General features: G+C 69.1%; 26 protein-coding genes. 10 read left to right on the top strand and 16 right to left on the bottom strand.

Going from position 1 to position 26693, the window contains the following annotated elements; translation table 11 throughout:
- Window positions 1-130 precede the first annotated feature (130 nt).
- Window positions 131-754 (top strand): NAD(P)-dependent oxidoreductase, encoded by a 624-nt coding sequence (locus tag ACQPYY_RS32120; protein ID WP_433592055.1) that lies wholly within the window; start codon window positions 131-133, stop codon window positions 752-754.
- 5 nt (window positions 755-759) lie between these two features.
- On the opposite strand, the gene ACQPYY_RS32125 is transcribed toward ACQPYY_RS32120, so the two are convergent.
- Window positions 760-1908 (bottom strand): GTP-binding protein, encoded by a 1149-nt coding sequence (locus ACQPYY_RS32125; RefSeq protein ID WP_433592056.1) that lies wholly within the window; start codon window positions 1906-1908, stop codon window positions 760-762.
- 133 nt (window positions 1909-2041) lie between these two features.
- Window positions 2042-3793, bottom strand: a complete 1752-nt coding sequence (locus ACQPYY_RS32130) for an Ig-like domain repeat protein (protein ID WP_433592057.1) — start codon at window positions 3791-3793, stop codon at window positions 2042-2044.
- A gap of 190 nt (window positions 3794-3983) precedes the next feature.
- Between ACQPYY_RS32130 and thiD the strand changes: the two genes are divergently transcribed.
- The 6 genes from thiD to ACQPYY_RS32160 all read left to right on the top strand — a co-directional run bounded on the left by thiD (window position 3984) and on the right by ACQPYY_RS32160 (window position 9420).
- Window positions 3984-4826, top strand: a complete 843-nt coding sequence (gene thiD / locus ACQPYY_RS32135; RefSeq protein WP_433592058.1) for a bifunctional hydroxymethylpyrimidine kinase/phosphomethylpyrimidine kinase — start codon at window positions 3984-3986, stop codon at window positions 4824-4826.
- Window positions 4827-4912: 86 nt separating this feature from the next.
- The gene (locus tag ACQPYY_RS32140; protein ID WP_379102331.1) at window positions 4913-6157 is read left to right on the top strand and encodes a glycosyltransferase; all 1245 of its coding nucleotides are present in this window, start codon (window positions 4913-4915) and stop codon (window positions 6155-6157) included.
- On the top strand, window positions 6154-6315 hold the full coding sequence (locus ACQPYY_RS32145; protein WP_433592059.1) for a hypothetical protein: 162 nt from the start codon (window positions 6154-6156) through the stop codon (window positions 6313-6315). Before ACQPYY_RS32140 ends, ACQPYY_RS32145 begins: the two co-directional genes overlap by 4 nt.
- The gene (locus ACQPYY_RS32150; protein WP_433592060.1) at window positions 6312-8402 is read left to right on the top strand and encodes a glycosyltransferase family 39 protein; all 2091 of its coding nucleotides are present in this window, start codon (window positions 6312-6314) and stop codon (window positions 8400-8402) included. The genes ACQPYY_RS32145 and ACQPYY_RS32150 overlap by 4 nt, the downstream gene beginning before the upstream one ends.
- A gap of 132 nt (window positions 8403-8534) precedes the next feature.
- Entirely contained in the window at window positions 8535-8687 is a 153-nt protein-coding gene (locus ACQPYY_RS32155; RefSeq protein WP_379102337.1) for a hypothetical protein, read from the top strand.
- Window positions 8688-9003: 316 nt separating this feature from the next.
- Entirely contained in the window at window positions 9004-9420 is a 417-nt protein-coding gene (locus tag ACQPYY_RS32160) for a hypothetical protein (RefSeq protein ID WP_433592061.1), read from the top strand.
- Between the two features lie 49 nt (window positions 9421-9469).
- Here the strand turns inward: ACQPYY_RS32160 and ACQPYY_RS32165 are convergent, their stop codons facing one another.
- On the bottom strand, window positions 9470-10333 hold the full coding sequence (locus tag ACQPYY_RS32165; RefSeq protein ID WP_433592062.1) for an alpha/beta fold hydrolase: 864 nt from the start codon (window positions 10331-10333) through the stop codon (window positions 9470-9472).
- Between the two features lie 210 nt (window positions 10334-10543).
- Between ACQPYY_RS32165 and ACQPYY_RS32170 the strand changes: the two genes are divergently transcribed.
- Window positions 10544-10831, top strand: a complete 288-nt coding sequence (locus ACQPYY_RS32170; RefSeq protein ID WP_379102343.1) for a hypothetical protein — start codon at window positions 10544-10546, stop codon at window positions 10829-10831.
- A gap of 38 nt (window positions 10832-10869) precedes the next feature.
- On the opposite strand, the gene ACQPYY_RS32175 is transcribed toward ACQPYY_RS32170, so the two are convergent.
- From ACQPYY_RS32175 to ACQPYY_RS32205, 7 genes are all read right to left on the bottom strand, one after another.
- Window positions 10870-11484: a TetR/AcrR family transcriptional regulator gene (locus tag ACQPYY_RS32175; RefSeq protein WP_433592063.1), complete on the bottom strand. Its 615-nt coding sequence runs from the start codon at window positions 11482-11484 to the stop codon at window positions 10870-10872.
- A 6-nt stretch (window positions 11485-11490) separates the two neighbouring features.
- Window positions 11491-12285, bottom strand: a complete 795-nt coding sequence (locus tag ACQPYY_RS32180) for an enoyl-CoA hydratase family protein (protein WP_433592064.1) — start codon at window positions 12283-12285, stop codon at window positions 11491-11493.
- A gap of 83 nt (window positions 12286-12368) precedes the next feature.
- Window positions 12369-13532, bottom strand: a complete 1164-nt coding sequence (locus ACQPYY_RS32185; RefSeq protein ID WP_433592065.1) for an acyl-CoA dehydrogenase family protein — start codon at window positions 13530-13532, stop codon at window positions 12369-12371.
- Between the two features lie 3 nt (window positions 13533-13535).
- Window positions 13536-15572, bottom strand: a complete 2037-nt coding sequence (locus tag ACQPYY_RS32190) for an acetyl/propionyl/methylcrotonyl-CoA carboxylase subunit alpha (protein ID WP_433592066.1) — start codon at window positions 15570-15572, stop codon at window positions 13536-13538.
- A gap of 8 nt (window positions 15573-15580) precedes the next feature.
- Window positions 15581-17185, bottom strand: a complete 1605-nt coding sequence (locus ACQPYY_RS32195) for an acyl-CoA carboxylase subunit beta (protein WP_433592067.1) — start codon at window positions 17183-17185, stop codon at window positions 15581-15583.
- On the bottom strand, window positions 17182-18330 hold the full coding sequence (locus tag ACQPYY_RS32200; protein WP_379103680.1) for an acyl-CoA dehydrogenase family protein: 1149 nt from the start codon (window positions 18328-18330) through the stop codon (window positions 17182-17184). The genes ACQPYY_RS32195 and ACQPYY_RS32200 overlap by 4 nt, the downstream gene beginning before the upstream one ends.
- 82 nt (window positions 18331-18412) lie before the next feature.
- The gene (locus ACQPYY_RS32205) at window positions 18413-20128 is read right to left on the bottom strand and encodes an acyclic terpene utilization AtuA family protein (protein ID WP_433592068.1); all 1716 of its coding nucleotides are present in this window, start codon (window positions 20126-20128) and stop codon (window positions 18413-18415) included.
- 168 nt (window positions 20129-20296) lie between these two features.
- Here ACQPYY_RS32205 and ACQPYY_RS32210 point away from each other — a divergent pair, with 168 nt between their 5' ends.
- The gene (locus tag ACQPYY_RS32210) at window positions 20297-20455 is read left to right on the top strand and encodes a hypothetical protein (protein ID WP_357284743.1); all 159 of its coding nucleotides are present in this window, start codon (window positions 20297-20299) and stop codon (window positions 20453-20455) included.
- Window positions 20456-20473: 18 nt separating this feature from the next.
- Here ACQPYY_RS32210 and ACQPYY_RS32215 read toward each other — a convergent pair whose 3' ends face one another.
- The 6 genes from ACQPYY_RS32215 to thiO all read right to left on the bottom strand — a co-directional run bounded on the left by ACQPYY_RS32215 (window position 20474) and on the right by thiO (window position 25730).
- Complete coding sequence (locus ACQPYY_RS32215) at window positions 20474-21241, bottom strand: adenylate/guanylate cyclase domain-containing protein (RefSeq protein ID WP_379103682.1); 768 nt, start codon at window positions 21239-21241, stop codon at window positions 20474-20476.
- Between the two features lie 573 nt (window positions 21242-21814).
- Window positions 21815-22633, bottom strand: coding sequence for an ABC transporter permease (locus ACQPYY_RS32220; RefSeq protein ID WP_433592069.1), 819 nt, complete (start codon window positions 22631-22633; stop codon window positions 21815-21817).
- The gene (locus tag ACQPYY_RS32225; protein WP_379102359.1) at window positions 22633-23577 is read right to left on the bottom strand and encodes an ABC transporter ATP-binding protein; all 945 of its coding nucleotides are present in this window, start codon (window positions 23575-23577) and stop codon (window positions 22633-22635) included. The genes ACQPYY_RS32220 and ACQPYY_RS32225 overlap by 1 nt, the downstream gene beginning before the upstream one ends.
- A 119-nt stretch (window positions 23578-23696) precedes the next feature.
- Complete coding sequence (locus ACQPYY_RS32230) at window positions 23697-24461, bottom strand: thiazole synthase (protein WP_379102361.1); 765 nt, start codon at window positions 24459-24461, stop codon at window positions 23697-23699.
- The gene (thiS, locus tag ACQPYY_RS32235) at window positions 24454-24666 is read right to left on the bottom strand and encodes a sulfur carrier protein ThiS (protein WP_433592070.1); all 213 of its coding nucleotides are present in this window, start codon (window positions 24664-24666) and stop codon (window positions 24454-24456) included. Before thiS ends, ACQPYY_RS32230 begins: the two co-directional genes overlap by 8 nt.
- Window positions 24663-25730: a glycine oxidase ThiO gene (gene thiO, locus ACQPYY_RS32240; protein ID WP_433592071.1), complete on the bottom strand. Its 1068-nt coding sequence runs from the start codon at window positions 25728-25730 to the stop codon at window positions 24663-24665. The genes thiS and thiO overlap by 4 nt, the downstream gene beginning before the upstream one ends.
- A 154-nt stretch (window positions 25731-25884) precedes the next feature.
- Here thiO and thiE point away from each other — a divergent pair, with 154 nt between their 5' ends.
- Window positions 25885-26586: a thiamine phosphate synthase gene (gene thiE / locus ACQPYY_RS32245; protein WP_433592072.1), complete on the top strand. Its 702-nt coding sequence runs from the start codon at window positions 25885-25887 to the stop codon at window positions 26584-26586.
- Window positions 26587-26693 lie beyond the last annotated feature (107 nt).

The following is a 26693-nucleotide window of genomic DNA, read 5'->3' on the forward strand; positions in this document are numbered from 1 at the left end:
TCAGGGTGCGGGCCCGTCGCATGCCTGGACCCTCCCGCATGTTCGCGAGACGCGCGGCGATGTTCCCCGACGGCTCCCGTTGATGTACTTGATTCACCTTCGCAACAACGAATAACCCGAGGTGAGAGACATGAACATCGCCCTTTTCGGAGCCACCGGAACCGTCGGCCGCCACGCGGTCACCCAGGCCCTCGCGGCCGGACATCAGGTCACCGTCCTGGTCCGCGATCCGGCCAAACTGACCGTCACCCACGAGCGACTGCGGGTCGTCACCGGTGACGTCCTGGACCCGGCCGCCGTCGAGCGGGCCGTCATCGGACAGGACGCGGTGATCGTCGCGCTCGGCGCGGGCCGCAAGGGCGTGGTGCGCGCCGAGGGCACCCGCCACGTCATCGAGGCCATGAACCGGACCGGGGTGAAGCGGCTGATCTGCCAGTCCTCGCTCGGCGTCGGCGACAGCGCGGGCAACCTGAACTTCGTCTGGAAGTACATCATGTTCGGCATGCTGCTGCGCCCGGCCTTCGCCGACCACGTGCGGCAGGAGGAGTACGTGCTGGCCAGCGATCTGGACTGGACCATCGTGCGGCCCAGCGCCTTCACCGACGGCCCGGCCACCGGCGACTACCGCCGCGGCTTCCCGGGCACGGAATCCGGTCTGAAGCTGAAGATCTCGCGCGCCGACGTGGCCGGGTTCCTGGTCGAGCAGCTCGACGACACCTCGTATGTGCGTCGTACGCCGGGCATTTCGCACTGATCAGGTCAGGCGTGCTCGTGCATGTCACCCCAGGACGGGAAGGGATCCGGGTACCGCAGCCACGCCCGCGGCCCGGCTTCCCACTCGGCGTCGGTGAGCAGCGCGGCCGTCAGCAGGTCCCGCACGTGCGGCCGGTCGAGCTTCACACCGATGAACACGATCTCCTGTCCCGGAGCCAGATCCAGCGCGTCCCAGTGCGCGCCCGGCTCGAACGTGAGATTCGGACCGGCCTGCGACCAGATCGCCGCCAGATCCGGACGGCTGGCCAGCCAGAAGAAGCCCTTGCTGCGCAGCAGTCGTTCCAGCTGGGAGAGGGCCGCGCCGAGACGCTGCGGATGGAAGGGCCGATCGGCGGTGAAGGTGAGGCTGCCGATGCCGTACTCCTCGGTCTCGGGGGTGTGCCCGCCCGCCAATTCCTCCGTCCAGCCGTCGAATTGGGCCGCCAGGTCCGGGTTGTAGCGCCCGGTGTCGAGCACCTCGGCGAGATCGACCACGCCGCGCGCGGACCGCACGATGCGCGCACCCGGATTCAGTCGCCGCACGGTCGCCTCCACCGTGCCCACCGCGTTCGCGCTCACCAGGTCGGTCTTGTTGAGTACCAGCACATTCGCGAACTCGACCTGTTCGATGAGCAGGTCGGCGATGGTGCGCGCATCGCCCTCACCCGCCTCGAGATTCCGTTCCGCCAGCGCCTGCCCCTTGACGACTTCGGCGAGGAAGGTGGAGCAGTCGACGACGGTCACCATGGTGTCCAGTCGCGCGAGTTCGCCGAGCCGGAAGCCGTCCTCGAACTCCCACTCGAAGGTGGCGGCCACCGGCATGGGCTCGGAGATGCCGGTGGATTCGATGACCAGCTGATCGAAGCGCCCCTCGCGGGCGAGCGTGCCCACCGATTCGATGAGGTCCTCGCGCAGCGTGCAGCAGATGCAGCCGTTGGTGAGCTCGACCAGCTTCTCCTCGGTCCGGTCCAGGTGCCCCTGGCCCGCGACCAGGGCCGCGTCGATGTTCACCTCGCTCATGTCGTTGACGATGACCGCCACCCGGCGACCCTCCCGATTGGCCAGGATGTGGTTGAGCAGGGTCGTCTTACCCGCGCCGAGGAAGCCGGACAGCACGGTCACGGGCAGGGGCTGGGTCTGCGGATCGGAAGTCATGGCGTTAATGGTAACGGTTTTCATTTGCAGCTTGGTATCGGAGCCCGGAAAAAAGCGAAACGCCCGGCCGGAACAAGTCCGGCCGGGCGTTCGGCGTTCGATCAGCTCAGTGTTCGATCAGCTCAGCGTTCGATCACTTGCCCAGGGAGCCCGTGGGCAGACCGGGCAGGCCGAAGGAACCGCCGCCCCCGCCGGGCGTGGTGGCGTCCTTGACGTTCAGGGTCGAGGGCGCGGAGGTCGAGCCCTTGTACCCGGTGCCGCCGGTGTAGACCGCGGTGATGACCCGGTTGCCGGTCTGGCCGACGGTGTACTGCAGGGTCGCCTTGCCATTGACCACGGTCACCGCGTCGCCGATCGGGGTGCCGCCGTCCATGAATCGGACGGTGCCCGAGGTGACGGCCGCACCGGCCTCGGTCTTGACCTCGGCGGTGAAGGCCACCGCGTCCCCCTTGGTGGCCGAGGCCGGAACCGTCAGGGTGGTCGTGGTGTTCAACTCGACGGGAGCCGGATCGCTGACCGTCACGGTCGCGGCCGCGCCGGTCGACGGGTTGAAGCCCTCCGCACCCGAGTAGACCGCCGAAATCGCGTGGGCGCCCGCGGCATTGAAGGTGTAGGTCAGCTTCGCGCCGCCGGAGGCGAGAGCGATCGGGCCGCCGATGTCGGCGCCGCCGTCCTTGAACTGCACGGTGCCGCCCACGGCGGGCACATTGCCGGGAGCGTTCACGGTCGCCCACAGATCCGTCGCCTGACCGGTCGTCGCGGTGCTCGGGACATTCATCGTGGTGGTGGTGTCGACGATCGCGGCGGTGACCGAGACGACCGAGGCCGCCGACGTCGACGGCTGGTTCTTCGAGTCACCGCTGTAGACGGCGGTGATCGAATGCGCGCCCGCGGTGGTGAAGGTCTGCGAGAGGGTCGCCGTGCCGTTGTTCAGCGGAACGGCCGCACCGAGATTGGCGTCGCCGTCCTTGAACTGGACGGTGCCGGTGGCGGCGGCCGGGGCCACCGTGGCGCTCAAGGTGACCGCCTGGCCGATGGTCGCGGTCGCCGGAGCGGTCAGGGTGGTCGTGGTGGAGTTGTTGACCGGCCCGGTGACGGTGATGGTGGCCAGCGGGCCCGCGCCCGCGTTGAGGGTGCTCTTGTCGTCGCTGGGAATGCAGCGGGTCGGGGCCCACTGGGTGCCGAGCAGCGAGGCCTTGGCCAGCGAGGTGCTGAAGTTCTGGTCGTTGCCGTAGCTGGCGGCGCTGCCCGCGGTCCGCACCTTCGGGGTGATCACGCCGGCCGCGACGGCCGTGACGGTGACGTCGACGGCGGGCAGCCGGTACCAGGATTCGCCCGCGGAGTTGGCGGTGCCGTCGAGGTTCTTCTTCAGCTTCGGCGCGCGAATGCCGCCCTCGGAATTGGTGCTACTGGTCGGGCTGTTGCCGACGACCTCGTTATTGCCCGACAGCCGCAGGATGCCACCGGCGTTGTCGACGGCGCCGGAGTCGTTGACGCGCAGCACGTTCGGGGCCACATTGTCGATATTGACGGCGGTGCCCGGCACGATCGCCGCGCTGACGAAGGTCGTGTTGTCGGGAATCGCGTAGTCGTACTTGATGCGCGACAGGTTGGTGGTGGTCGCGCCGGAGTCCTTGTCCGGGTACGAGGACGCGTTGGGCTGGATGCGATAGGTGAAGGTCTCCCCCGCCGCGACCGAGGCGGGCGCGGTGACGCTCATGGTGGCGGCGACGGACTTGTCGACCGTGATGATCGATTTCGCCTGACACGAGCTGGTGAAGCTGGTGTCGCCGGCGCTCGCTGTACCCGGGGTGAGCAGCACCCCGGCGAGCATGGCCGCGCCGGTGACAGGCACGACGGCGAGCCGCTTGGACGAATGGTTCACAGGGACTCCTTACGCCCGGTCACATCGACGGAACCGGACAATCCGAACTAAACGCCGCCAGTATGCATGGTCTGACTAGAACGTGTTTTAGTTTTGATCATTTCATTCGGAAGGAATTTCCGGGCGGCGAACGACCGGCCTCGGAGGACGGGAAGACGAGGTCCGCGGGGGTATCGGTAGGGTCTGTGACGTGCAGTTCCTACCGCTTGCCCCGAATGGCACCACCCCGGTTCGCGCCCTCACCATCGCGGGCACCGACTCCGGCGGCGGCGCGGGCATCCAGGCCGACTCCCGCACCATGGCCCTGTGCGGCGTGCACGCGTGCGTGGCCGTCGCCGCGGTGACCGTGCAGAACACCCTGGGCGTCAGCGGGTTCCACGAGATCCCGCCGCAGATCGTCGCCGACCAGGTGCGAACCGTGGTCGGCGACATCGGGATCGGGGCGGCCAAGACCGGCATGCTGGCCTCCACCGCCATCATCGAGGCGGTCGCCGAGGTGTGCCGCGAGGTCGGCATCGGGCGGCAAGGCGGCATCCCCCTGGTCGTGGATCCGGTCGCGGCCTCCATGCACGGCGACGCGCTGCTGCACGCCGAGGCACTGGACGCGGTGCGGCACACGCTGATTCCACTGGCCACCGTCGTCACGCCGAACCTGGACGAGGTCCGGCTCATCACCGGCATCGAGGTGGTCGACGACGGGTCCGCGCGCAAGGCCGCCGAGGCGCTGATCGCCCTCGGCCCGCAGTGGGCCATCGTCAAGGGCGGGCACCTGCGCACCTCCGAGCAGTCCACCGACCTGCTCTTCGACGGCGACACCTTCCACGAACTCCCGGCCCGGCGGCTGACCACCGGCAACGACCACGGCGGCGGCGACACCCTGGCCGCGGCCATCTGCTGCGCGCTCGCCCACGGGTACTCGGTGCCCGACGCGGTCGCCTTCGCCAAGGAGTGGACCTTCCGCTGCCTGGAAGCCTCCTACGACCTGGGCGCGGGGCACGGACCGGTGTCGCCGCTGTGGCGGCTGCACGTCTGAGCTCGCCACTCGGCGGAATCCCGCTCCCAGGAACCTCCCAGGCAGGGCGCAGACTGATGTGAGTCTGGTGATCGAGATTGGTCACCATGAACGACACCGTGACCGCCGTCCGGGCGGCGGAACCCACTGCAGCAGTGACCGCGCCCGTCGTGGACGTGGTCGTTCCCGTCTACAACGAAGAGGTCGACCTCGGCCCCTGCGTGCGCCGGCTACACGCCTTCCTGACCCTGAACTTCCCGTTCACGGCGCGAATCACCATCGCCGACAACGCTTCCACCGATTCCACCCTCACGGTGGCGCGGCAGCTGGCCGCCCAGCTGGACGGGGTGCGCGTGGCGCACCTGGACCGCAAGGGCCGCGGCCGGGCGCTGCGCGAGGTGTGGCAGGCGTCCGACGCGCAGGTCGTCGCCTACATGGACGTGGACCTCTCCACCGACCTGAACGCGCTGCTGCCGCTGGTCGCGCCGCTGGTGTCCGGGCACTCCGACGTGGCCATCGGCACCCGGCTGGCCTCCCAGTCCCGGGTGGTCCGCGGACCCAAGCGCGAGATCATCTCCCGCTGCTACAACCTCATCCTGCGGACCTCGTTGCAGGCCAAGTTCTCCGACGCGCAGTGCGGGTTCAAGGCCATGCGCTCCCAGGTGGCCAAACTGGTGCTGCCGCTGGTGGAGGACGGCGAATGGTTCTTCGACACCGAACTGCTGGTGCTGGCCGAGAAGATCGGGCTGCGCATCCACGAGGTGCCGGTGGACTGGATCGACGACCCGGACTCGCGGGTGGACATCGTCGACACCGCCCGCAAGGACCTGCTCGGCATCTGGCGGGTGGGTCGGGCGCTGACCACCGGGCGGCTGCCGATCAACGAACTGCGGGCGGCCATCGGGCGTGAGCCGCTGGTCGAGGGCGTACCGCTGGGGATGGTCGGGCAGCTGGTGCGGTTCGGCATCGTGGGTGTCACCTCGACACTGGCGTATCTGCTGCTCTATGTACTGCTGCAAGGGATTACGGGGGCGCAGGCCGCCAACTTCCTGGCGCTGCTGATCACCGCGGTCGGTAACACCGCGGCCAACCGGGCCTTCACGTTCGGGGTGCGCGGATCCAGTCAGGCTGTGTCGCATCACTTCCAGGGACTGGCCATCTTCGGTGTCGGACTGGCGTTGACCTCCGGCTCACTGTTCGCTTTGCACCATTGGGCTCCCGATGCGGCCGTCCATCTGGAACTGGTGGTGCTGGTTGTGGCCAACCTGGTCGCCACGCTGCTGCGGTTCGTCGGACTGCGCTGGGTGTTCCGCAATGCCGGGAAGCACGCCATGCCCGAGGTGACGCGTTGACCTCCTTCTCCCGTGCGCAGCAAGGACTTCCGGACGATTTCCGGCTCGCCGCCGTCGACTTCCCGTACCGTCACCGCCCCGAACACGGCGAACTGCCGTTCTGGACCATCCCCGACGATCCCCGGACCGATCGAAACAGCCGAGGAGGCGACCGATGACCGCGACGCTGACCGAGACCCGGGTCGCCCCGCCCCCGGTCGAGCCGCCCGTGGCGCGCGGCGACCGCCGGGAGTACCTGGCCCTGGCCGCCCTGCTGGTCGGCACGGCCGTCGCCTACCTGTGGAACCTGTCCGCCAACGGCTGGGCCAACTCCTTCTATTCGGCCGCGGTGCAGGCGGGTTCGGTGTCGTGGAAGGCGTTCTTCTTCGGTTCCTCCGACGCGGCCAACTCGATCACCGTGGACAAGACGCCGCTGTCGCTGTGGCCCATGGAGATCTCGGTGCGGATCTTCGGACTGCACAGCTGGAGCATGCTGCTGCCGCAGGCGCTGCTCGGCGTGGCGTCGGTGGCGTTGCTGTGGGCGATCGTGCGCCGGAACTTCGGGGCGACCGCCGGACTGCTGGCGGGGCTGGCGCTCGCGCTGACTCCCATCGCGGCCGTGATGTTCCGCTTCAACAACCCCGACGCGATGCTGGTATTCCTCATGCTGGCGGCGGCCTGGGCGATGACCCGCGCGGTCGCCGATGGACGGTGGCGCTGGCTGGTGCTGACCGGCGCGTTCATCGGATTGGGCTTCCTGGCCAAACAATTGCAGGTGCTGCTGGTGGTGCCCGCGCTGGCGCTGACCTACCTGATCGCCGGGCCGCCCGCGCTGGGCAAGCGGATCGCGCAACTGGTCGCGGCCGGCGCGGCCATGGTCGCCGGTGCGGGCTGGTGGGTGCTGCTCGCCGAGCTGTGGCCCGCCGCGGACCGGCCGTACTTCGGTGGCTCGCAGCATAATTCGATCATCGAACTGACCCTCGGCTACAACGGCCTGGGCCGGTTGAACGGTGAGGAGCGCGGGAGCGTCGGCGGTTTCGGCGGCGACATGCCGAACGGCGGGGGCGGCATGTGGGGCACGCCCGGCATCGGGCGACTGTTCGAGCCGCAGCAGGCGGGTCAGATCGCCTGGCTCATCCCGGCGGCGCTGGTACTGCTCGTGACCGGAATCGTCTTGCGCGGCATGCTGACCCGCACCGATCCGCAACGCGCCACACTCATCCTGTTCGGCGGCTGGCTGGTCGGCACCGGACTGGTGTTCAGCTTCATGAAGGGCATCTTCCACCCGTACTACACGGTGGCGCTGGCTCCCGGTGTGGCCGCGCTGATCGGCGCGGGCTCGGTGCTCGCCTGGCGGCACCGCGACCAGCCCTGGGTGCGGCCGGCCGTGGTCGCGGCCATGGGCCTGACCACCGCCACCGCGTGGATCATCCTGTCCCGCAGCACCTCCTTCGTGCCGTGGCTGCGCTGGACGGTCCTGGTCGGCGGCATCGCCGTCACGCTGCTACTGCTCCTCCGCCTGCCCCGCAAGGCCGGATTGTCCGTCGCGGCGGCCGCGGTGATCCTCGGCTTGGCGGCGCCCACCGCCTACGCCGTGGACGGGATCGCCACCGCGCACCAGGGACCGATGCCCTCGGCCGGTCCGGCGGTCCGCGGCGGCTGGGGTCCGGGTGGACCGCGCGGCGGTGACCGTCCTAACGGGTTCCCCGGCAACGTTTTCGGCGAAGGGAACGGATTCGCGCCCGGCAACGGCGGCAATGGCGGCCCGCGCAACGGCGCTCCGGGCGGTCAGCCCGGCGGCAGCCAGCACGGCGCGGGCATGAACCACGGCGGTTCCACGAACGGCGGCCCGGGCGGAACCACCGGCGGGCCTGAGGGATTCGGCGGCGCGGCGGGCAACATGATGATGGCGAGCCGCCCCAGCGCCAAGGTCACCGACCTGTTGAAGGCGAGCGGCTCCGAGTACACCTGGGTGGCGGCCACCGTCAGCTCGAACTCGGCGGCCGGCTTCCAGCTGGCGACGGAACTCCCGGTCATGCCCATCGGCGGCTTCAACGGCAGCGACCCCTCCCCCACCCTCGCCCAGTTCCAGGAGTACGTCCAGGTAGGCCGCATCCACTACTTCATCGCGGGCAGCCAGATGGGCGGCGAACGCGGCGGCAACGGCACCAGCTCCCAGATCACCGCCTGGGTGAAGGACCACTTCACCGCCGAGGAAGTGGACGGCATTACCCTCTACGACCTCACCGCCCCCAAAACCAACTGACCGGCGGGCTTGCCCCCGCCACGACAGGACCGAGCGCCCGCACCCTCCGGATGCGGGCGCTCGGTTCTTCATTGCGCCCCACCACAACCCGATAAACTGACTGTGACGGCCGTCACGATCCAGGGAATCCGCATGAGCAAGCCGCATCCCCTCCCCGATGAGCATCGAGAAGCCTTCTGGCGCAGGGCCGGATGGGACCCGTTCCTCCCCGACATCGAACGCGAGCGCATCGAACGCCGCTGGGACGACGAATCGATCGAATTGGCAGAAGTTTTCGGCTTCTGATCAGTGCGGGCTGTTCATGTAGGCAGACCCATTGGTCACGATTCCGAACGCCTGCGACAGCAGAGTGAAGAGAACCCCGAGAACGCCCATGTCGACTTCCGTTTCCTAACTTCCGATGGGCACGAAAAGCTCCCGCCCCCAAGAAATACGTCCACGCGAGCCTATCGCGAATCGCCAACCATTCAACCCGCACCACAGCACGCGACCGATAGGGCTACCGATACCGAAAACAATGATCGGTGCCGCCCAGGGAGCCGCCGCCGGCCACCGTTGTCCCGCTGAGTGGACGAGGTCGGGGGAAGGGGCTGTGGGGCGCATGGGGGCTGCTAGGTTCCGCGGCATTCCCGTCTACGCCCAGACCGTCATCGCCGACGTGCTTCGCGGCAAGTACGGCATGACCGATGTCGTCGCTATCGCCGCCGACCAGCAGGCCGATGGCACGCTCACCTACCTGTCCACCGATGGTGTGGCGAAAAAGGTTGCGGCACTGCGTGGTACCTCCCAGGGCACCGATGTCGCCGGTGTCATCGCGTTCAAGGATCACCTGTGGCGCGCGACTTACACGACTCGCGACAACGGACTGCATGCCTACGCGCCCGCCGGGATCACCATGCCCAGCCACTACGATGCGCAATCCGGTCAAGCCTGGACCACCAGCGCCACGACCTACCTCCCGGTGGACATGGCGGCCCGAATCCCCCTGCTGCTCAACGGCACCGGCAGCAGTCGCTGACCTGGGCAGTCCTCGAACACCACCGGCCGAGTAGCCGCACGTGGGGCGGCTATCGGGCGAGCATGGCGGCGGCCGTCCGGTCGGCCACGGTGCGGGACAAGGCGGTACCCACGCCGTCGAGGACCAGTAGCTGCGCCCCAGGGATTTCGGCGGCGAGGACCTCGGCGTTGCCGATCGGGAAGAACGGGTTGGCGCGGCCGTGCACCACGAGCGTGGGTACGGCGAGCCGGCCGAGCCGGTCCCGCCAGCGCGGGGTGCAGTCGATGCGGGCGAACGTCATCCCGAGCTGGTTCGCCTGGTGCACCGCGGGATCGGTCGACGGCGTGCGATCCCAGATTCGGGCAGCGGTCGCCCGCGCGTCCTCAGGATCGTTGCCCAACAGCGCGGCCCCCACGGCGGCGAACTCCGCGACCGCGCCTCGGTCGGTCCAGTCCGGCAGCGGGTGGGCGAACAACGCGCCCATCACTGCGGGGTCATGGTCGGGCAGGTCGTCGTCGACCGGACCCGGTGCTACCGGCCGGGTGTTGACCAGGGTCAGTGCGGTGAAGACGTCCGGGTGGTCCAGCGCGGCGACCTGAGCGACCATCCCGCCGACGCCCACCCCACCGAGGTGCGCGGTCCCGGCACCGAGCGCCTTGACCAACGCAACCGCATCCGCGACAAGATCCCGCAGGTCGTAGCCCAGATTTTCGGGGTCGATGGTCGTCGACGCGCCGGAGTCGCGCAGGTCGTAGCGGACCACGTGCCGACCGGCCGATGCGAGCCGCTCACACAACTCGTCGGGCCAGGACAGCATCGTCGGGCTGCCGACCAGCAAGACGAGGGGATCGTCCGCCCGGCCGAAGCCCTCGATGCCGAGGTCCACACCGTTGGCCCGCACCGAGGTCACGCCCCTCCGAATCGGTCCCGTCATGCCGAACTCCTGTCTGTCGGATCACCCCCGATATACCGACGACGAATCGACCGGAAAGTCATCGGTGTGGCCGCGACAGCGGATGTCAGGCGTGCCATCCGGCGCGTCCGCCCGCTTCCTTCTATTCGGCGAAAGTCCAGCTGGGCCGGATCTACGCTCGACCCAGGGCCTGACACCCGCGTCGGGCCGCTACCGCGAAAGGAGATCATCATGGCCGTCGCCGTCATCGTCGAACTCGACGACACAACGGTTGAGGAGTACGACTCGATTCTCGAGATCTTGGGATTCGCGCCGGGCGGCCCCATGGCTACGGGTGGCCTGTTCCACTGGGCGACCACCACGGACAGGGGGCTCCGCGTCACCGACGTCTGGAGCTCCCCCGAAGATTTCCAGCGCTTCGCCAACGAACGACTGGCCCCGGCGCTCCAAAAAGCTGGAATAACCAGCGAGCCCCGCATCTCGTTCGAACCGGTCCACAGCTATCTGATCGCCGGCTGACCGGAGCCGCGCCGCCTCGGCACCCGCTGGCCGGGAGGTCAGCGGGCTGCTTCGAGGGCGGTGTGGAGGGTGGCGGCCCACTGCTGGACGATTTCCTTGCGGCGCAGGGAGTCATCGGTCAGGACGTCGGCGAGGCCGAGGCCGCGGGCCAGGTCGAGGGTGGCCTGGACCAAGTGGTGGGTCACCGGATCGGTGTCGTCCACACCCAGGGCTTCGATGGCCATGCGGTGGGAGATGCGGCCGAAGCGGGCTTCCATGGGGACGATGCGTTCGCGGAGGACCGGGTCGGCGGCGGCGTGGGTCCAGACCTGGAGGGCCGCTTTGAAGATGGGGGCGGTGTAGGACTCGACCAAGCCCGCGACCACGGCCTCGGTGCGGGCGACGCCCCGCGCGACCTCGGCGACCGCCAGGGCGTCCGCCTTGGCCTGGGCCATCCGGGTTTCGAACATGTACTCGAGGGCGGCGGTGATCAGATCCTCACGGGTGGGGAAATGATGCTGGGCGGCACCGCGCGACACCCCGGCGCGTTCGGCGACGACGGCGACCGTGGCGGCTGCCCAGCCCATCTGGGACAGGCAGTCGATGGTCGCCTCCAGCAGCCGCTGCCGGGTGGCCCGGCTGCGGTCCTGCTTGGGTTCGTGGGGTGTCGCCATGGTGACCTATTGTGCCCAGCTCGGTGGACGGCGCTGCAGGAAGGCCGTCATGCCCTCGATCACCTCGGGGGTGCCGAAGTAGCTCGCGGAGCGTTTGGCCAGTTCCTCGGCCCGCTGGTCGAAGACCTCGAGCAGGTCGGTGTTGACCAGACGCTTGGCCTCGGCCAGGCCCTGGGGGGAGCCCTTGCGGAGTTCGGCGCGCAGGCGGGCCACCTCGGCGGCGGGGTCGTCGGCGGCCACGGTGATCAGGCCGTTGCGCTCGGCCTCGGCGGCGTCGAAGGTCTCGCCGGTGGAGAAGTAGCGGGCGGCCGCGCGGGCGGACATGCGCGGCAGCAGAGTCAGGGAGATCATGAACGGGGCCAGGCCGATCCGTACCTCGGTGAGGCCGAAACTGCTGTCGCGGCCCGCGACGGCCAGGTCGCACGCGCCGACGATGCCCATGCCGCCCGCGCGCACATTGCCGTTCACCTGCGCCACCACGGGTTTGGGCATGGCCAGGATATTGCGCAGCACCGAGATCATCCACTGCGTGCGGATCTCGGCGGCGGCCGCCGGATCGGCGTCCACCGCCTCCTTGAGATCGGCTCCGGCGCAGAAGGTATTGCCGGTGTGGGTGAGCACCACGCCGCGCACCGCGTCGTCGGCGGCGGCCCGTTCCAGGCCGGCGAGCAGTTCGGTCACCAGCCGCGAGGACAGGGCATTGCGATTGTGCGGCGAATCCAGGGTCAGTTCCGCGAACCCGTCGCTCACCTCGTAGCGCACGAACGGCGCGTCCGCGGTGGCACCGGCTGTGTCGGTCATCGAATACTCCTGCTGCTGAGTGACTTACGGAAAAGCGGGACGAGTAGCGGTGGCCGCGCGCACACCGCCACTCGTCGCCGCGGTCAGTAGGACCGGGGCAGGCCCAGCGAGTGCTGCGACACGAAATTGAGGATCATCTCGCGGCTGACCGGCGCCACGCGTGCGATGCGGGAGGCGGCCAGCATGCCCGCCAGGCCCACATCGGCGGTCAGGCCGGAGCCGCCGTGGGTCTGGATGGCCTGGTCGAGCGCCTTGATACTGGCCTCGGCCGCAGCGTATTTCGCCATATTGGCGGCCTCGGCGGCGCCGAAGTCGTCACCGGCGTCGTAGAGGAACGCCGCCTTCTGCATCATCACCTTGGCGAGCTCGAGCTCGATCTTGACCTGGGCCAGCGGGTGCGAGATGCCCTGGTGCGCGCCGATCGGCACGCCCTTCCACACCGCGCGCTCCTTGGCGTAGGAGACCGCCCGGTCGATGGCGTAGCGGCCCATGCCGACCGCCATGGCCGCGCCCATGATGCGCTCCGGGTTCAGGCCCGCGAACAGCTGCGCGATGGCCGCGTCCTCCTGGCCGACCAGCGCGGTCGCCGGAAGCCGGACGTCATCGAGGAACAGCGTGAACTGGTTGTCCGGCTCGATGATGTCCATCTCCTGCTTCGTCTTCACGAAGCCGGGGGCGTCGACCGGGACGATGAACAGGGCGGGCTGCAGGTTGCCGGTCTTGGCGTTCTCGGTGCGGGCCACGATGAGCACGGCCTCGGCCTGGTCCACGCCGGAGATGAAGATCTTGCGGCCGTTGAGGATCCAGTCCTCGCCGTCGCGGCGGGCCGTGGTGGTGATCTTGTGCGAGTTGGAGCCCGCGTCCGGCTCGGTGATGCCGAAGACCATCTTGCCGCTACCGTCGGCCAGCTTGGTCAGCCACTCCTGCTTCTGCGCCTCGGTGCCGTACTTGGTGATGATGGTGCCGCAGATGGCGGGCGAGACCACCATGAGCAGCAGGCCGCAGCCCTGCGCCGCCAATTCCTCCTGGACGAGGGCGAGTTCGTAGATGCCCGCGCCACCGCCGCCGTACTCCTCGGGCAGGTTCACACCCAGGAAGCCGAGCTTGCCGGCCTCGTCCCACAGCTCGTCGAACGGCTCGCCCTTGCGGGCCTTGGGCCCGGCGTAGTCGCGGAAGTTGTACTTGGCGGCCAGCTTGGCCACCGCCGCCCGCAGTGCCTTCTGTTCGTCGGTCTCGATGAAACCCATTGCCTACTCCTGATCTTCGCTGTGGACGACGGCGAGCACCGTGCCGACTTCGACCTGCTGGCCGGCGGAAACGTTCAATTCGGTGAGCACGCCCGCGGCGGGGGCGGCGATGGTGTGCTCCATCTTCATGGCCTCCAGCCAGAGGATCGGCTGGCCCTTCTCGACCCGGTCACCCGCGGCCGCGCCCAGGCGGATGACCGCACCCGGCATCGGGGCCAGCAGCGAGCCCTCGGCCACCTGGTCGGCGGGATCCTCGAAGCGCGGCAGCCGGCGCACCGCCACCGGGCCGAGCGGGGAGTCCACCGTCACCAGATCGCCGTAGCGGGCGATCTCGAAGCGGCGGCGCACCGGGCCGCGCTCGCCGGGCACCTGGAGAATCACCAGATCCGGTGTGGCCTCCAGCAATTCGAGGCCCTGGTGGCCCTCGGCCTCCAGGCCGGAGCGGGTGATCCGGTAGCGCACGTCGTGGCGTCCGGTCAGCCGGGACTCATAGGACTTGGACTGCGCCTGCGACGGCAGGTTGCGCCAGCCGCTGGGCAGACCGCCGCCGATCCGCGCCGTACGCCGGTTGGCGGCGGCGTCGGCGAGCGCCGCGGCCACGATGGACAGCTGCTCGTCCGCCTCGGAAACCAGTGGCGCGGACAGCTTCCCCAGATCGTGGGTGGCGAAGAAGGCGGTGTCGGTGTCCCCGGCCAGGAACGCCGGATGCCGCAGCACCCGCACCAGCAGATCGCGATTGGTGACCAGGCCGTGGATCTTGGCCCGCTGCAAGGCGGAAGCCAGCAGGTGGGCGGCCTCGTCGCGGGTCTCGGCGAAGGAGATGACCTTCGACAGCATGGGGTCGTAGTGCACGCCCACCACCGAGCCGTCCACGATGCCGGTGTCCAGGCGCACGCCCGGCTCGGTCAGCACGGTGAATTCACCCAGGGTGCCGGGGATGTCGAGGCGGTGCACGGCACCGGACTGCGGCTGCCAGTCGTGGGCCGGGTCCTCCGCGTAGAGCCGCACCTCGATGGAGTGGCCGCGCATCTCCGGCTGCCGGGCAGGCAGCGGGCGACCGGCGGCCACCTGCAACTGCAGCCGCACCAGGTCCAGGCCGGTGACCTGCTCGGTGACCGGATGCTCCACCTGGAGACGGGTGTTCATCTCCAGGAAGAAGAAGTCGCCCTTCTCGTCGGCGAGGAATTCGACGGTGCCCGCGCCCTCGTAGCCGATGGCCTCCGACGCCAGCCGGGCCGCCTCGAACAGACGGGCCCGCATCCCGTCGATCTTCTCGACGAGCGGCGACGGGGCTTCCTCGACGACCTTCTGGTGACGGCGCTGGATCGAGCACTCGCGCTCGCCGACCGCCCACACGGTGCCGTGGGTGTCGGCCATGACCTGCACCTCGATGTGGCGGCCGGTCTCCAGGTAGCGCTCGCAGAAGACGGTCGGATCGCCGAAGGCGGACTGGGCTTCCCGCTGCGCCGCCTCGATCTGACCGGTCAGCTCGGACAACTCCCGCACCACACGCATACCGCGACCGCCACCACCGGCGGACGCCTTGATCAGCACGGGCAGCATGTCGGCGGTGACCTCGGCCGGATCCAACTGCTTCAGCACCGGGACACCGGCGGCGTCAATCATCTTCTTGGACTCCACCTTGGAGCCCATCTGCTCGATGGCCGCGACCGGCGGGCCGATCCACGTCAGCCCGGCGGCCTGCACGGCCTTCGCGAATTCGGCGTTCTCGGAGAGGAATCCGTAGCCGGGGTGGATCGCGTCGGCACCGGCGGCCAGCGCGGCCTCGATGATCAGCTCACTGCGCAGGTAGGTCTCGCCAGGAGTGTTGCCCGGCAACCGGATTGCCGCATCGGCCTCGGCGACGTGCGGCGAGTTGGCGTCCGCGTCCGAGTAGACCGCGGTCGTCGCGATACCCATGCGCCGGCAGGTCGCGAACACGCGCCGCGCGATCTCGCCACGATTGGCGACCAGAACGTTGGTGAGCCCACCCGTCGCCCCACCGCCACCCCTGTGGGAATCGCTTCGCGATGCAGTCATTTTTGGCCTCACATCCGGAAGACGCCGAAGCCCTCGGCGCCCGTGATCGGGGCATTGTGAATGGCGGACAACGCCATTCCCAACACCGTGCGGGTGTCGCGGGGGTCGATGACGCCGTCGTCGTAGAGGCGGCCCGACATGAACATGGGCAGCGATTCGGCCTCGATCTGCGCCTCGATCATGGCGCGCAGACCGGCGTCGGCCTCCTCGTTGAACGGGATGCCGCGCGCCTCGTTGGCCGCGCGACCCACGATCGAGATGACACCCGCCAGCTGCGCACCGCCCATGACGGCGGATTTGGCGCTCGGCCAGGCGAAGACGAAACGCGGGTCGTAGGCGCGACCGCACATGCCGTAGTGGCCCGCGCCGTAGGACGCGCCCATCAGCACCGAGATGTGCGGCACCTTCGAGTTCGAGACCGCGTTGATCATCATCGCGCCGTGCTTGATGATGCCCTTCTGCTCGTACTCCTTGCCGACCATGTAGCCGGTGGTGTTGTGCAGGAACAGCAGCGGCGTGTTCTTCTGATTGGCCAGCTGGATGAACTGGGTCGCCTTCTGCGACTCCTCGGAGAACAGCACGCCGCGGGCGTTGGCGAGAATGCCGACCGGGTAGCCGTGCAGCTCCGCCCAGCCGGTCACCAGGCTGGAACCGTAGAGCGGCTTGAACTCGTCGAAGTCCGAACCGTCGACCACGCGGGCGATGACCTCGCGCGGGTCGAACGGGATCTTCAGGTCGGTCGGCACGATGCCGAGCAGTTCCTCCGGGTCGTGCAGCGGCTCGATCACCTCGGTGACCGGGCGCGCGGCCGGACCCTGCTTCTGCCAGTTCAGGCGCTTGACGATGGAGCGGCCCAGGCGGATCGCGTCCTGCTCGTCCACGGCCAGGTAGTCGGCCAGACCCGACGTGCGGGCGTGCATCTCCGCGCCGCCGAGCGACTCGTCGTCGGATTCCTCACCGGTGGCCATCTTCACCAGCGGCGGACCGCCCAGGAACACCTTGGAGCGCTCCTTGATCATGACCGTGTAGTCGGACATGCCCGGGATGTACGCGCCACCGGCCGTCGAGTTGCCGAAAACCAGTGCGATGGTGGGGATTCCGGCCGCCGACAGCCGGGTCAGGTCCCGGAACATGCGGCCGCCGGGGACGAAGACCTCTTTCTGCGTCGGCAGATCCGCGCCACCCGACTCCACCAGGCCGATCACCGGCAGCCGATTCTCCAGTGCGATGTCGTTCATGCGCAAGGTTTTCCGCAGCGTCCACGGGTTGGAGGTGCCGCCGCGCACGGTCGGATCCGGCGCGGTGATCATGCACTCGACGCCCTCGACCACGCCGATGCCGGCGATGACGCTCGCGCCCACATGGAAGTCGCTGCCCCAGGCGGCCAGCGGGGCCAGCTCCAGGAACGGCGAATCCTCGTCGATGAGCAGTTCGATGCGTTCGCGCGCGGTCAGCTTGCCGCGCTTGCGATGCCGCGCCATCTTGTCCGGGCCGCCGCCCGCGATGTTCTTGGCGTACTCGACCTCGACCTCGGCGAGCTTGGCGGTCATCGCCTCGGCGGCCGCCTGGTAGTCCGCCGAATTCGGGTCCACGGATGTGCGCAGAATACTCAAGACTGGAACCCCAATCGCTTGGCCGCGAGGCTGGTCAGAATCTCATTGGTGCCGCCGCCGATGCCGAGGATGCGGACATCGCGGTAATGCCGCTCGACCTCGGACTCGCGCATGTAGCCGAGGCCGCCGAACAGCTGAACCGCCTGGTGGGCAACCCATTCGGCGGTCTCCACCGCGGTGTTCTTGGCGAAGCAGACCTCCGCGATCAGGTCGGTCTCCCCCTGCGCGGCGCGTTCGGCCAGCACGTGGGTGTAGACGCGGGCCACGTCGATGCGGCGGGCCATCTCCGACAGCGTGTTCTGCACGGCCTGGCGGCTGATCAGCGGGCGGCCGAAGGTCTCCCGGTCGCGGGTCCACCGCAGGGTCAGGTCCAGGCAGCGCTGCGCGTGCCCGTACGCCTGCACGGCCAGGCCCACCCGCTCGCTCACGAAAGCGTTTGCGATCTGCGCGAATCCGCTGTTCTCCGGACCGACCAGGTTCGAGGCGGGCACCCGCACGTCGACATACGACAGCTCGGCGGTGTCGGAGGCCAGCCAGCCCATCTTCTCCAGCTTGCGGCTGACCGTGAAACCGGGCGTGCCCTTCTCCACCGCCAGCAGCGACACACCCGCCGCGCCCGGACCGCCGGTGCGGACCGCGGTCACCACGTAGTCGGCGCGCACACCGGAGGTGATGAAGGTCTTGGAGCCGTTCACGATGTAGTCGTCGCCGTCGCGCACCGCGGCGGTGCGCAGGTGCCCGACATCGGAACCGCCGCCCGGCTCGGTGATGGCCAGCGAGCCGATCTTCTCCCCCGCCAGCGTCGGCCGCACCCAGCGCTCGATGTGCTCGGCATTGCCGGAGGCGATGATGTGCGGCACCGCGATACCGCAGGTGAACAGGGACGCGAACAGGCCGCCCGAGCAGCCCGCGTAGTGCATCTCCTCGGCCACGATGGCGGCGTCGATGGCGTCACCGCCGGAACCGCCCGCGGACTCGGGGAACTGGATGCCCAGCAGACCCAGCGCGCCCGCCTTCTTGTGCAGCTCGCGCGGAATCTCGCCGTCGCGCTCCCACTGATCCAGGTAGGGCAGCACCTCACGTTCGGCGAAACCGCGCACGGTGGCGCGCAATTCGCGGCGCTCGGGCGTCTGCCACGGGTTCACATATTGGGCGCTCATACCGCCTCACTCCCCTTCGCACGGCCGGAATGCCGTGTGGTGTCCACTGATTCGTCCGTGTGCCCGCTCATGGCAGCAGCTCCACCGGGATGTCGAGATGCCGCGCGCGCAGCCATTCGCCCAGGCCCTTGGCCTGCGGATCGAAACGGGCCTGATACGCCACGCCCTCGCCCAGCAGGCCCTCGACGATGAAGTTCAGCGCCCGCAGATTCGGCAGCACGTGCCGGGTGACGGGCAGGTCGGCGGTCTCGGGCAGCAGGCGGCGCAGTTCCTCGACGGTCAGGGCGTGGACCAGCCAGCGCCACTGCTCGTCGGTGCGCACCCAGACGCCGATATTGGCATTGCCGCCCTTGTCTCCGCTGCGGGCCAGGGCGATCGAGCCCAAGGGGCCGCGCCGGGTCTCGCCGGACGGAAGCGGCTGCGGCAGTTCCGGTTCCGCGACCACGTCCAGCTCCAGGGTCTCCCCCGCCGGGGCGACCGCCACCTCGGAGCCGTCCGGCAGCACGGCGGTGTGCGGAATCTCCTTGGAGTCCACGTACCCCGGCTTGAACACGCCGTAGGGTCCGCCATTGCCGGGAGGCGCCGTCAGCGAGAAGCCGGGGAAGCTGGCGAGCGCCAATTCCACCGCGACACTGGAGAACGCGCGACCCACCTTGTTCGGGTCGGGATCGCGCACGACACAGCGCAGCAGGGCGCTGGCCTGCTCCTCGGTGGCGGCGTCGGGGCGGTCCAGCCGCGCCAGCGTCCAGTCCAGTTCGGCGGGACGCACCGTCAGCCACGACTCCAGCTGACGCTGCGCCAGCGCCGCTTTGGCCTCGATGTCCAAACCGGTGAGGATGAACTGCATTTCATTGCGGAAGCCGCCGATGGTGTTGGTGGACACCTTGGTCTGCGACGGCGGGGCCTCGCCGGTCACGCCGCTGATCAGCACCCGATCCGGGGCCTCCTGGCTCACCTGGATGCTGTCCAGGCGGGTGGTGACGTCCGGGCCCGCGTAGCGCGCGCTCTGGATCTCGTACATGAGCTGCGCCTTCACCGTGTCCACGGTGACCGCGCCGCCGGTGCCCTCGTGCTTGGTGATGACACTGCTGCCGTCGCGGCGCACCTCGGCGATCGGGAAGCCGGGGCGGCCCAGATCCGCGATCTCGGTGAAGAAGGCGAAATTGCCGCCGGTGGCCTGGGTGCTGCACTCGATGACGTGACCCGCCACCACCGCGCCCGCCAGGGCGTCGTAATCGGTTCGGGCCCAGCCGAAGTGCGCGGCCGCCGGGCCGACCACCACGGAGGCGTCGGTGACCCGGCCGGTCACCACGATGTCCGCGCCCGCGGTCAGGCATTCGGCGATGCCCCACGCGCCCAGGTAGGCGTTGGCGGTCAACGGTGCGCCCAGGCCCAGTTCACCGGCGCGGGCGAGCAGATCGTCACCGGTCACATACGCGACCTTCGGTGCGAGACCGAGCTTTTCGGCGACCTCGCGCACCCGCTGCGCCAGGCCCGCCGGGTTGAGGCCGCCCGCGTTGGCGACGATCTTCACGCCCGACTCCAGGGCCAGCCCGAGGCTGTCCTCCAGTTGCCGCACAAAGGTTTTGGCGTAGCCCAGGTTGGCGTCCTTCATGCGGTCGCGACCCAGGATGAGCATGGTGAGCTCGGCCAGATAGTCGCCGGTGAGCACGTCGAGCTGACCGCCCTCGAGCATCTCCCGCATGGCGCTCATGCGATCGCCGTAGAACCCGGAACAGTTGCCGATCCGGATGAGATCCGGAGTGTCGGCGAGCTGACTCATGAAGGGCCTCCCTGTGTGCGCCCGAAGCCGGCGCAGCCTCGGTGCTGCGGTCGGTTACAGGGTCACATCAGGGACGGAAAAAATCAAGCCCGCGTGCTTGTTATTTACGGAAAGGCCCGGTCAGGGCCGGGTACCGGGGCGCCGGCAACCGTCAGGCAGACTGAACGGGTGTCCACAGACGTCAGCGCGCTCATCCTGCTCGCCCTCGCCGGATTCCTCTTCGGCGGCGCGTACTCGCTGTTCAAGACCTCGCGCCCACTGGCCGTGGCACTCGCCGTCTGTGGCGTGCTCGCAGCAGTGGGCGCGATCCTGTGGATGAGTAACTGAACCCTCGGGCTCTCGTCTTCACTCGGCTTCGAGGCGGAAGATGCGCAAGTCTTCGGGGACTCCACTGAGCGGGGCTGCGAAGAAGCTGCGGCGGTAGGGCTTCACGCCCAGGCCGAGTTCTTCCAGGGTCTCCGGCTGCAGAGCGTCCAGGGTGGCGCCCGAGAGCATGGTGTTGCCGTTGCCGCCCGCTTCCATGACGCGGGCCGCGATATTCACGTCGATGCCGAGCCAGTCGCCGCCGATCTCACGGGGGCTGCCGGTGTGCAGGCCCAGGCGCATCTGCGGGCGATAGCCGTCCACCGATACGGCCGACAGGTTCTCCTTGGCGGCGATGGCGGCCCGCACGGCCCGGTCCGCGGACGGGAAGACGGCCATCACACCGTCGCCCATGCGCTTGACCACCTGACCGCCCCGATCCACGATCGGCGGCTCGATGGCCTTGGCCACCCGGCGCAGCAGGTCCAGGGTCACCTCGTCCCCCGCCGCCAGCGACCAGCTGGAGAAGGCCACCAGATCGGTGAACATGATGGTGATCTCGTCGCTGCCGCGGCCCTTGCCGACCCGCTCCAGCATGGCCTGCCAGACCTGCAGCGCGCCCAGCCCCAATTCGCGTGCGGCGCTGGGCGAATCGCCGACCAGCTTGTCCGCCGCACGGGCCACCGCGCGCACCCCGCCCGGTCCGGAGACCGAGAGCGGATCGCCGAAACCCGGGTCGCCGGGCAGATTCTCGCGCGCCTTGCGGATCGCGCCGATGATGTCGCCGCGCTGATTGGCGGCATTGACCAGGGCCGAGAGCTGGCCCGGGAAGCGGCCGCGGCGACGCGGCTGCCCGTCGAGCTCGTCCGGGTCCTCCGGGTCCTCGGAAAGTTCTGCGGGGATCAGCGGGATGACCACATCCGGGTCGATACGCGGTTGGTCGCGCCCCCGGTTCCCGCCCGTGTCACGCGAGCGGTTGCGATCGGTCCCCAGTCCGTCCGTGCGGTTCGCGTCTTTGGCGCGGTCTCCGCCGTCGGAGGGTCGTTCGCTCACGCCCAGAGCGTATCCCAGCGTTCCGTCATGGGATGGATTAACGATTGCCACCGGACACCTCCCGATCGGTGCTAGCGGCCACATCGTTGGACCCGCCGAAGGTTTGAGTGTTTTGGTTGCTGAACCGATGCTACCGACCGTCCAGTGCAACGCGCCACACCACCACGGCTCGAATCAAACGTTAGCTGGACCACACTTTCGGCCCGGTATGAACCACCCCGCCGAATGACATCGGCCCGATACGGAAACCGTATCGGGCCGATGCGCGCCGCCGTGCCGGGCAGTGGCCGGCGGCTCCCCGGGCAGGGTCTATATCACTCGTAACACGAGTCAGGCATCGCGTTTGTTCACCACGAAGAGCGCGGCTCCGAACACGACTGCGACGAAGGCCGCAAAGTAGATGAGACCACCCCAAGGACCCCAATGCCAATACTCGGATTTCTCGTCCACGGTTCCGAGGAACAGGCCCGCGTTCTGGAAGGGCAGCAGCACCTGGATTTCCCGGCCGACCTTGCCGAACGCGCCGACCATCGGCTCCAGGATCACCGGCCACACGATCAGTAGCGAGAGCGCGCCCGCCGACTGCCGGATCAGGGTGCCGACGCCGACCGCCAGGAAGACGATGAGCAGGATGAAGATCGGGACGGCGTAGAAGACCCGCAGGTCGCCACTGGTGAGGCTGAGGTGGGCGCCCGCGTCGTGGGTCACCATGGCCTTGAAGATGAAGAAGCCGAGGAAGGTCAGCACCACACTCAGCAAACCCATAGCAACACCAATGAGGCCCGCTTTGGTGAGCAGCACGGTGGTCCGGCTCGGGGTCGCCAGGAAGGTCGTCTTGATGGTGCCGAAGCGGTACTCACTGGTGACCGCCAGCGCCGCCAGGATCATCACCATCAGGTAGCCGAAGCCCGGCATACCCTGCGCCAGACCCGTGATACCGAGGCCCGCGATCGAGTTCTCCGCGTACGGCGCGTCCGAGGGATTCATCTTGCCCTCGGCCAGCTGGTCCTGGAACACCCGCCACGACGCGTTCAACGCCAGGCTGAACAGCGCCGCGATCCCCAGCGCGAACGCCGCCAGCAGCACCGTGCACCACACCGGCGACTTGGTCGAGGTCAGTTTGATTCGTTCCGCGGTGAGCACTCCCATCAGAGGCCACCTCCCATCACCTGATCGAAGCCTTCGCCGTGGTACTGCACCGCGCCACCGGTCATGCGCATGAACGCCTCCTCCAGCGACGCGCGCTGCGGGGACAGCTCGTAGAGCGTGATGTCATTGGCCCCGGCCAGCTTTCCGACCGCGTCGCTGGTCACGCCCGCCACCATCAGCGCCGGGCCGTCCGCCTCCGCCCCGTCCTCGCGCACCGTCATGCCGTTCGAGGTGAGCAGGCTGCGCAGCTGATCCAGCTGCGGACTGCGCACGCGCACAGACTGTTCCGACGCCTTCTCGATGAAATCCTTGGTGGAGGTGTCGGAGATCAACCGCCCGCGGCCGATCACGATGAGATGCTCGGCGGTCTGCGCCATCTCGGAGAGCAGATGACTCGACACCAGCACGGTGCGGCCCTCCGACGCCAGCCGCTGCATGAAACGGCGGATCCAGAGGATGCCCTCCGGGTCCAGGCCGTTCACCGGCTCGTCGAACAGCAGCACCTGCGGGTCGCCGAGCAGCGCGCCCGCCAGACCCAGCCGCTGCGACATGCCCAGCGAGAAGCCGCCCGCGTTCTTCCCGGCCACCTCGTTGAGGCCGACCAGGCGCAGCACCTCCTCGACCCGGGACTGCGGAATGTCATTGGACGCGGCCATCCAGCGCAGATGCGAGCGCGCGGAACGATTGGGGTGCACCCACTTCGCGTCCAGCAGCGCGCCCACGGTGTCGAGGGGGCGTTTCAGGTCGTGGTACGGCTTGCCGTCGATGAGCGCGGTCCCGGAGGTCGGGGTGTCCAACCCCAGGATCATGCGCATGGTGGTCGACTTACCCGCCCCGTTCGGGCCGAGAAAGCCGGTCACCTGCCCCGGACGGACCGTGAACGACAGATCCGACACCGCGACGGTCTGGCCGTAATGTTTGGTCAGGCCTCTCAGTTCGATCATACTGCCCAGTCTTCCCCATGTAGTGAGCGCGCACTATCGCCAAAAGGTCGCGCGTCGCTCATCCTCGGGGATGATTACGGCCCGGACCCGGCCCGGGGTTCAGGCCGCGGCCCGGGGAATCAGAAACCCGGCGAGGAAGCCTGCGCCCAGAAGCGTTTCGGGATGCGCCCCGCCTGGCGAGCCAGCCAACCGCCCTCCACCGCACGGGCCATGGCCGACGCCATCACCGCGGGCTGACGGGCGCGGGTGACCGCGGTCGCCAAAAGGACCGCCGAACAGCCCAGTTCCATGGCCAGGGCGGCATCGCTGGCGGTGCCGATGCCCGCGTCCAGGATCACCGGGACGCCCGCGGCGGCCACGATCATCTCGATATTGTGCGGATTGCCGATGCCCAGGCCGGTGCCGATCGGCGAACCCAGCGGCATGACCGCGGCGCAACCGACGTCCTCGAGGCGCTTGGCCAGCACCGGGTCGTCGGTGGTGTAGGGCAGCACCGTGAAGCCGTCGTCCACCAATTGCTCTGCGGCGGACACCAATTCGATGGCATCCGGGAGCAGGGTGCGCTCGTCGGCGATGACTTCCAGCTTCACCCAATCGGTTTCGAGGGCCTCGCGGCCCAGCTGCGCGGTGAGCACGGCCTCGGCGGCGGTGCGGCAGCCCGCGGTGTTCGGCAGCGGGGCGATCTCCAGGCGCTTCAGCAGGTCGAGCACGCCGGTGCCGCCCGCGGCGTCCACGCGGCGCATGGCGACCGTGGTCAGTTCGGTGCCCGACGCCAGCAGCGCTTCCTCCAGCACGGCCAGGTTCTCCGCGCCGCCGGTGCCCATGATCAGGCGCGAACCGAACTCGCGGCCCGCGATGACCAGCGGCTCGATCGCGCTAGCCACCCTGCACCGCCGTCAGCACCTCGATCTCCCAGCCGCGGCCCACCGGCTCGTCCCAGCGGGACTTCGGGAAGACCGCGCCGTCGATCGCCAGCGCCACGCCCTGACACGGCAGTTTCAGGCGCTCCAGCAGCTCGCGGACGGTGAGCTCCTCCGGGAACACGTGGTCCTCACCATTGACGGTGACGCCGACCGGAATTGCGGTCATCGAACTCCTCCTGAGATGAAACGGTGCGGATCCGCGGCTCGCGCCTCGGGCAGCTCGGTGTCGGCGAGCAGGGCCAGCACGGCGTCCGCCGTGACCGGGGTGTCCAGGATGCCGTTGCGGCCGTGGCCCGCGGCCACGATCACCTTGTCGTCGAGGTATCCGATCAACGGCAGATTGTCCGGCGAGCCGGGACGCGAACCCGCGACGGCCTCGGCGAACTCGTATTCGCCCAGGCCCGGCAGGACGGCCTCGGCATCGGTGATCAGGTCCCGGACCCCGGCGACGGTGACGGCGTTGTCGAACCCGACTTCGTATTGTGTTGCACCCAGCACGATCCCGTCAGCCCTCGGCACAAGATATATAGGGCGGCCGTGCACGCGGGCCCGGATCACCCGGGTGGGCGGGGTGGGGGCGCTCGGGCGGCGGCGCAGGCGCAGGATCTCACCCTTCACCGGACGCACCGGAAGGCCCGGCCACAGCTGGGCGGAGGCGGCGCCCGCGGACAGCACGACGCGATCGTGCGGCAGCGCCGCCACATCCTCGATCCGCTCCCGGCGGAACTCGACCCCGGCCTCGAGGCAGGCGAATTTCAGCGCGTTCACCAGGGCCCGGTTGTCGACGGCGGGTTCGGCGGCGGCCAGCAGTCCGGCCCGCACGCCGCGGCCCAGGCTCGGTTCGGCCGCCCGGACGCCCGCGCGATCCAGCAGGCTCAGCTCGTGGCCGCGGGCATTCACCCAGTCGGCGATGGTGCGCAGGTCAGCGGCATCGGCGGCGTCCAGGGCGACGGTGAGGGTGGCGGCGGCGACGAAGACATCGGTTCCCGTGACGGCCTTCAGATCACCCGCGAACCCGGGCCAGCGGACCAGCGAGGCAGCGCCGAACGCGAGGGCCGCGTCCTCCCCCGGCCAGCCCTCCGACAGCGGCGCGAGCATCCCGCCCGCGACCCAGGAGGATCCGGTACCCGAGGCCGGGTCGAAGAGGGTGACGGTCCAGCCCGCTCCGGCGGCCCGCCAGGCCACCGACAGTCCGATCACACCGCCGCCGACGACGGCCAGAGTCCGCATGTGAATCCACCTAACTCGTCCCCGTGTTGCCGGGGGACCCGCATATATCCGCTACGAAACATCGGCCGCGAGGAAATGTCGCGAGCCGCCACACCGGGCGTTTTCCCTCGGGTCGTTTCGACCCGACAACCGTAGCGCGACTACCGTCACCCCTGTGCAACCCTCCCACCCGAACCGGCCCGCCACCCCACGGGAACGCCTCGCCACCGCGCGGCTCTACCTGTGCACCGACGCCCGCCGCGACCGGGGCGACCTGGCGGACTTCGCCGAAGCGGCCCTCGCCGGCGGCGTCGACATCATCCAGCTCCGCGACAAGGGTTCCGCCGGTGAGAAGCAGTTCGGCCCGCTCGAGGCGAAGGCCGAACTCGCCGCCCTCGCAGAACTGAAGGCGGTGGCCCGCCGCCACGGCGCCCTGGTCGCCTGCAACGACCGCGCCGACATCGCCCTCGCCGCCGGAGTCGACGTCCTCCACCTCGGCCAGGGCGACCTCCCGCCCTGGTACGCCCGCCAGATCCTGGGCCCCGACGTGGTCCTCGGCCGCTCCACCCACAACCGCGCCCAAGCCGGTCTGGCCGCCATCGACGAACACATCGACTACTTCTGCACCGGCCCCGTCTACGCCACCCCCACCAAACCCGGCCGCACCCCCGCCGGCCTCGACTTCGTCCGCTCCACCACCGACTCCCACCCCACCCGCCCCTGGTTCGCCATCGGCGGCATCGACGAGAACACCCTCCCGGAGGTCCTCGCCGCGGGCGCGACCCGAATCGTCGTGGTGCGCGCCATCACCGCCGCCGACGACCCTCGAGCCGCTGCCCGCGCGATCAAGCAGCGAATCCTGGAGAACGACCGGTAGCACGATCCGTCGTGCCATTGGAACTGGCGGCATTTCAACGATCCGGATATCACCTAAGTTCGGCTGCGATGGTGATCAGTCCGATCGCCGCATCCTTCGGAGGTCGC

The sequence above is a fragment of the Nocardia sp. CA-145437 genome (genome assembly GCF_050956485.1).
Lineage (GTDB): Bacteria > Actinomycetota > Actinomycetes > Mycobacteriales > Mycobacteriaceae > Nocardia.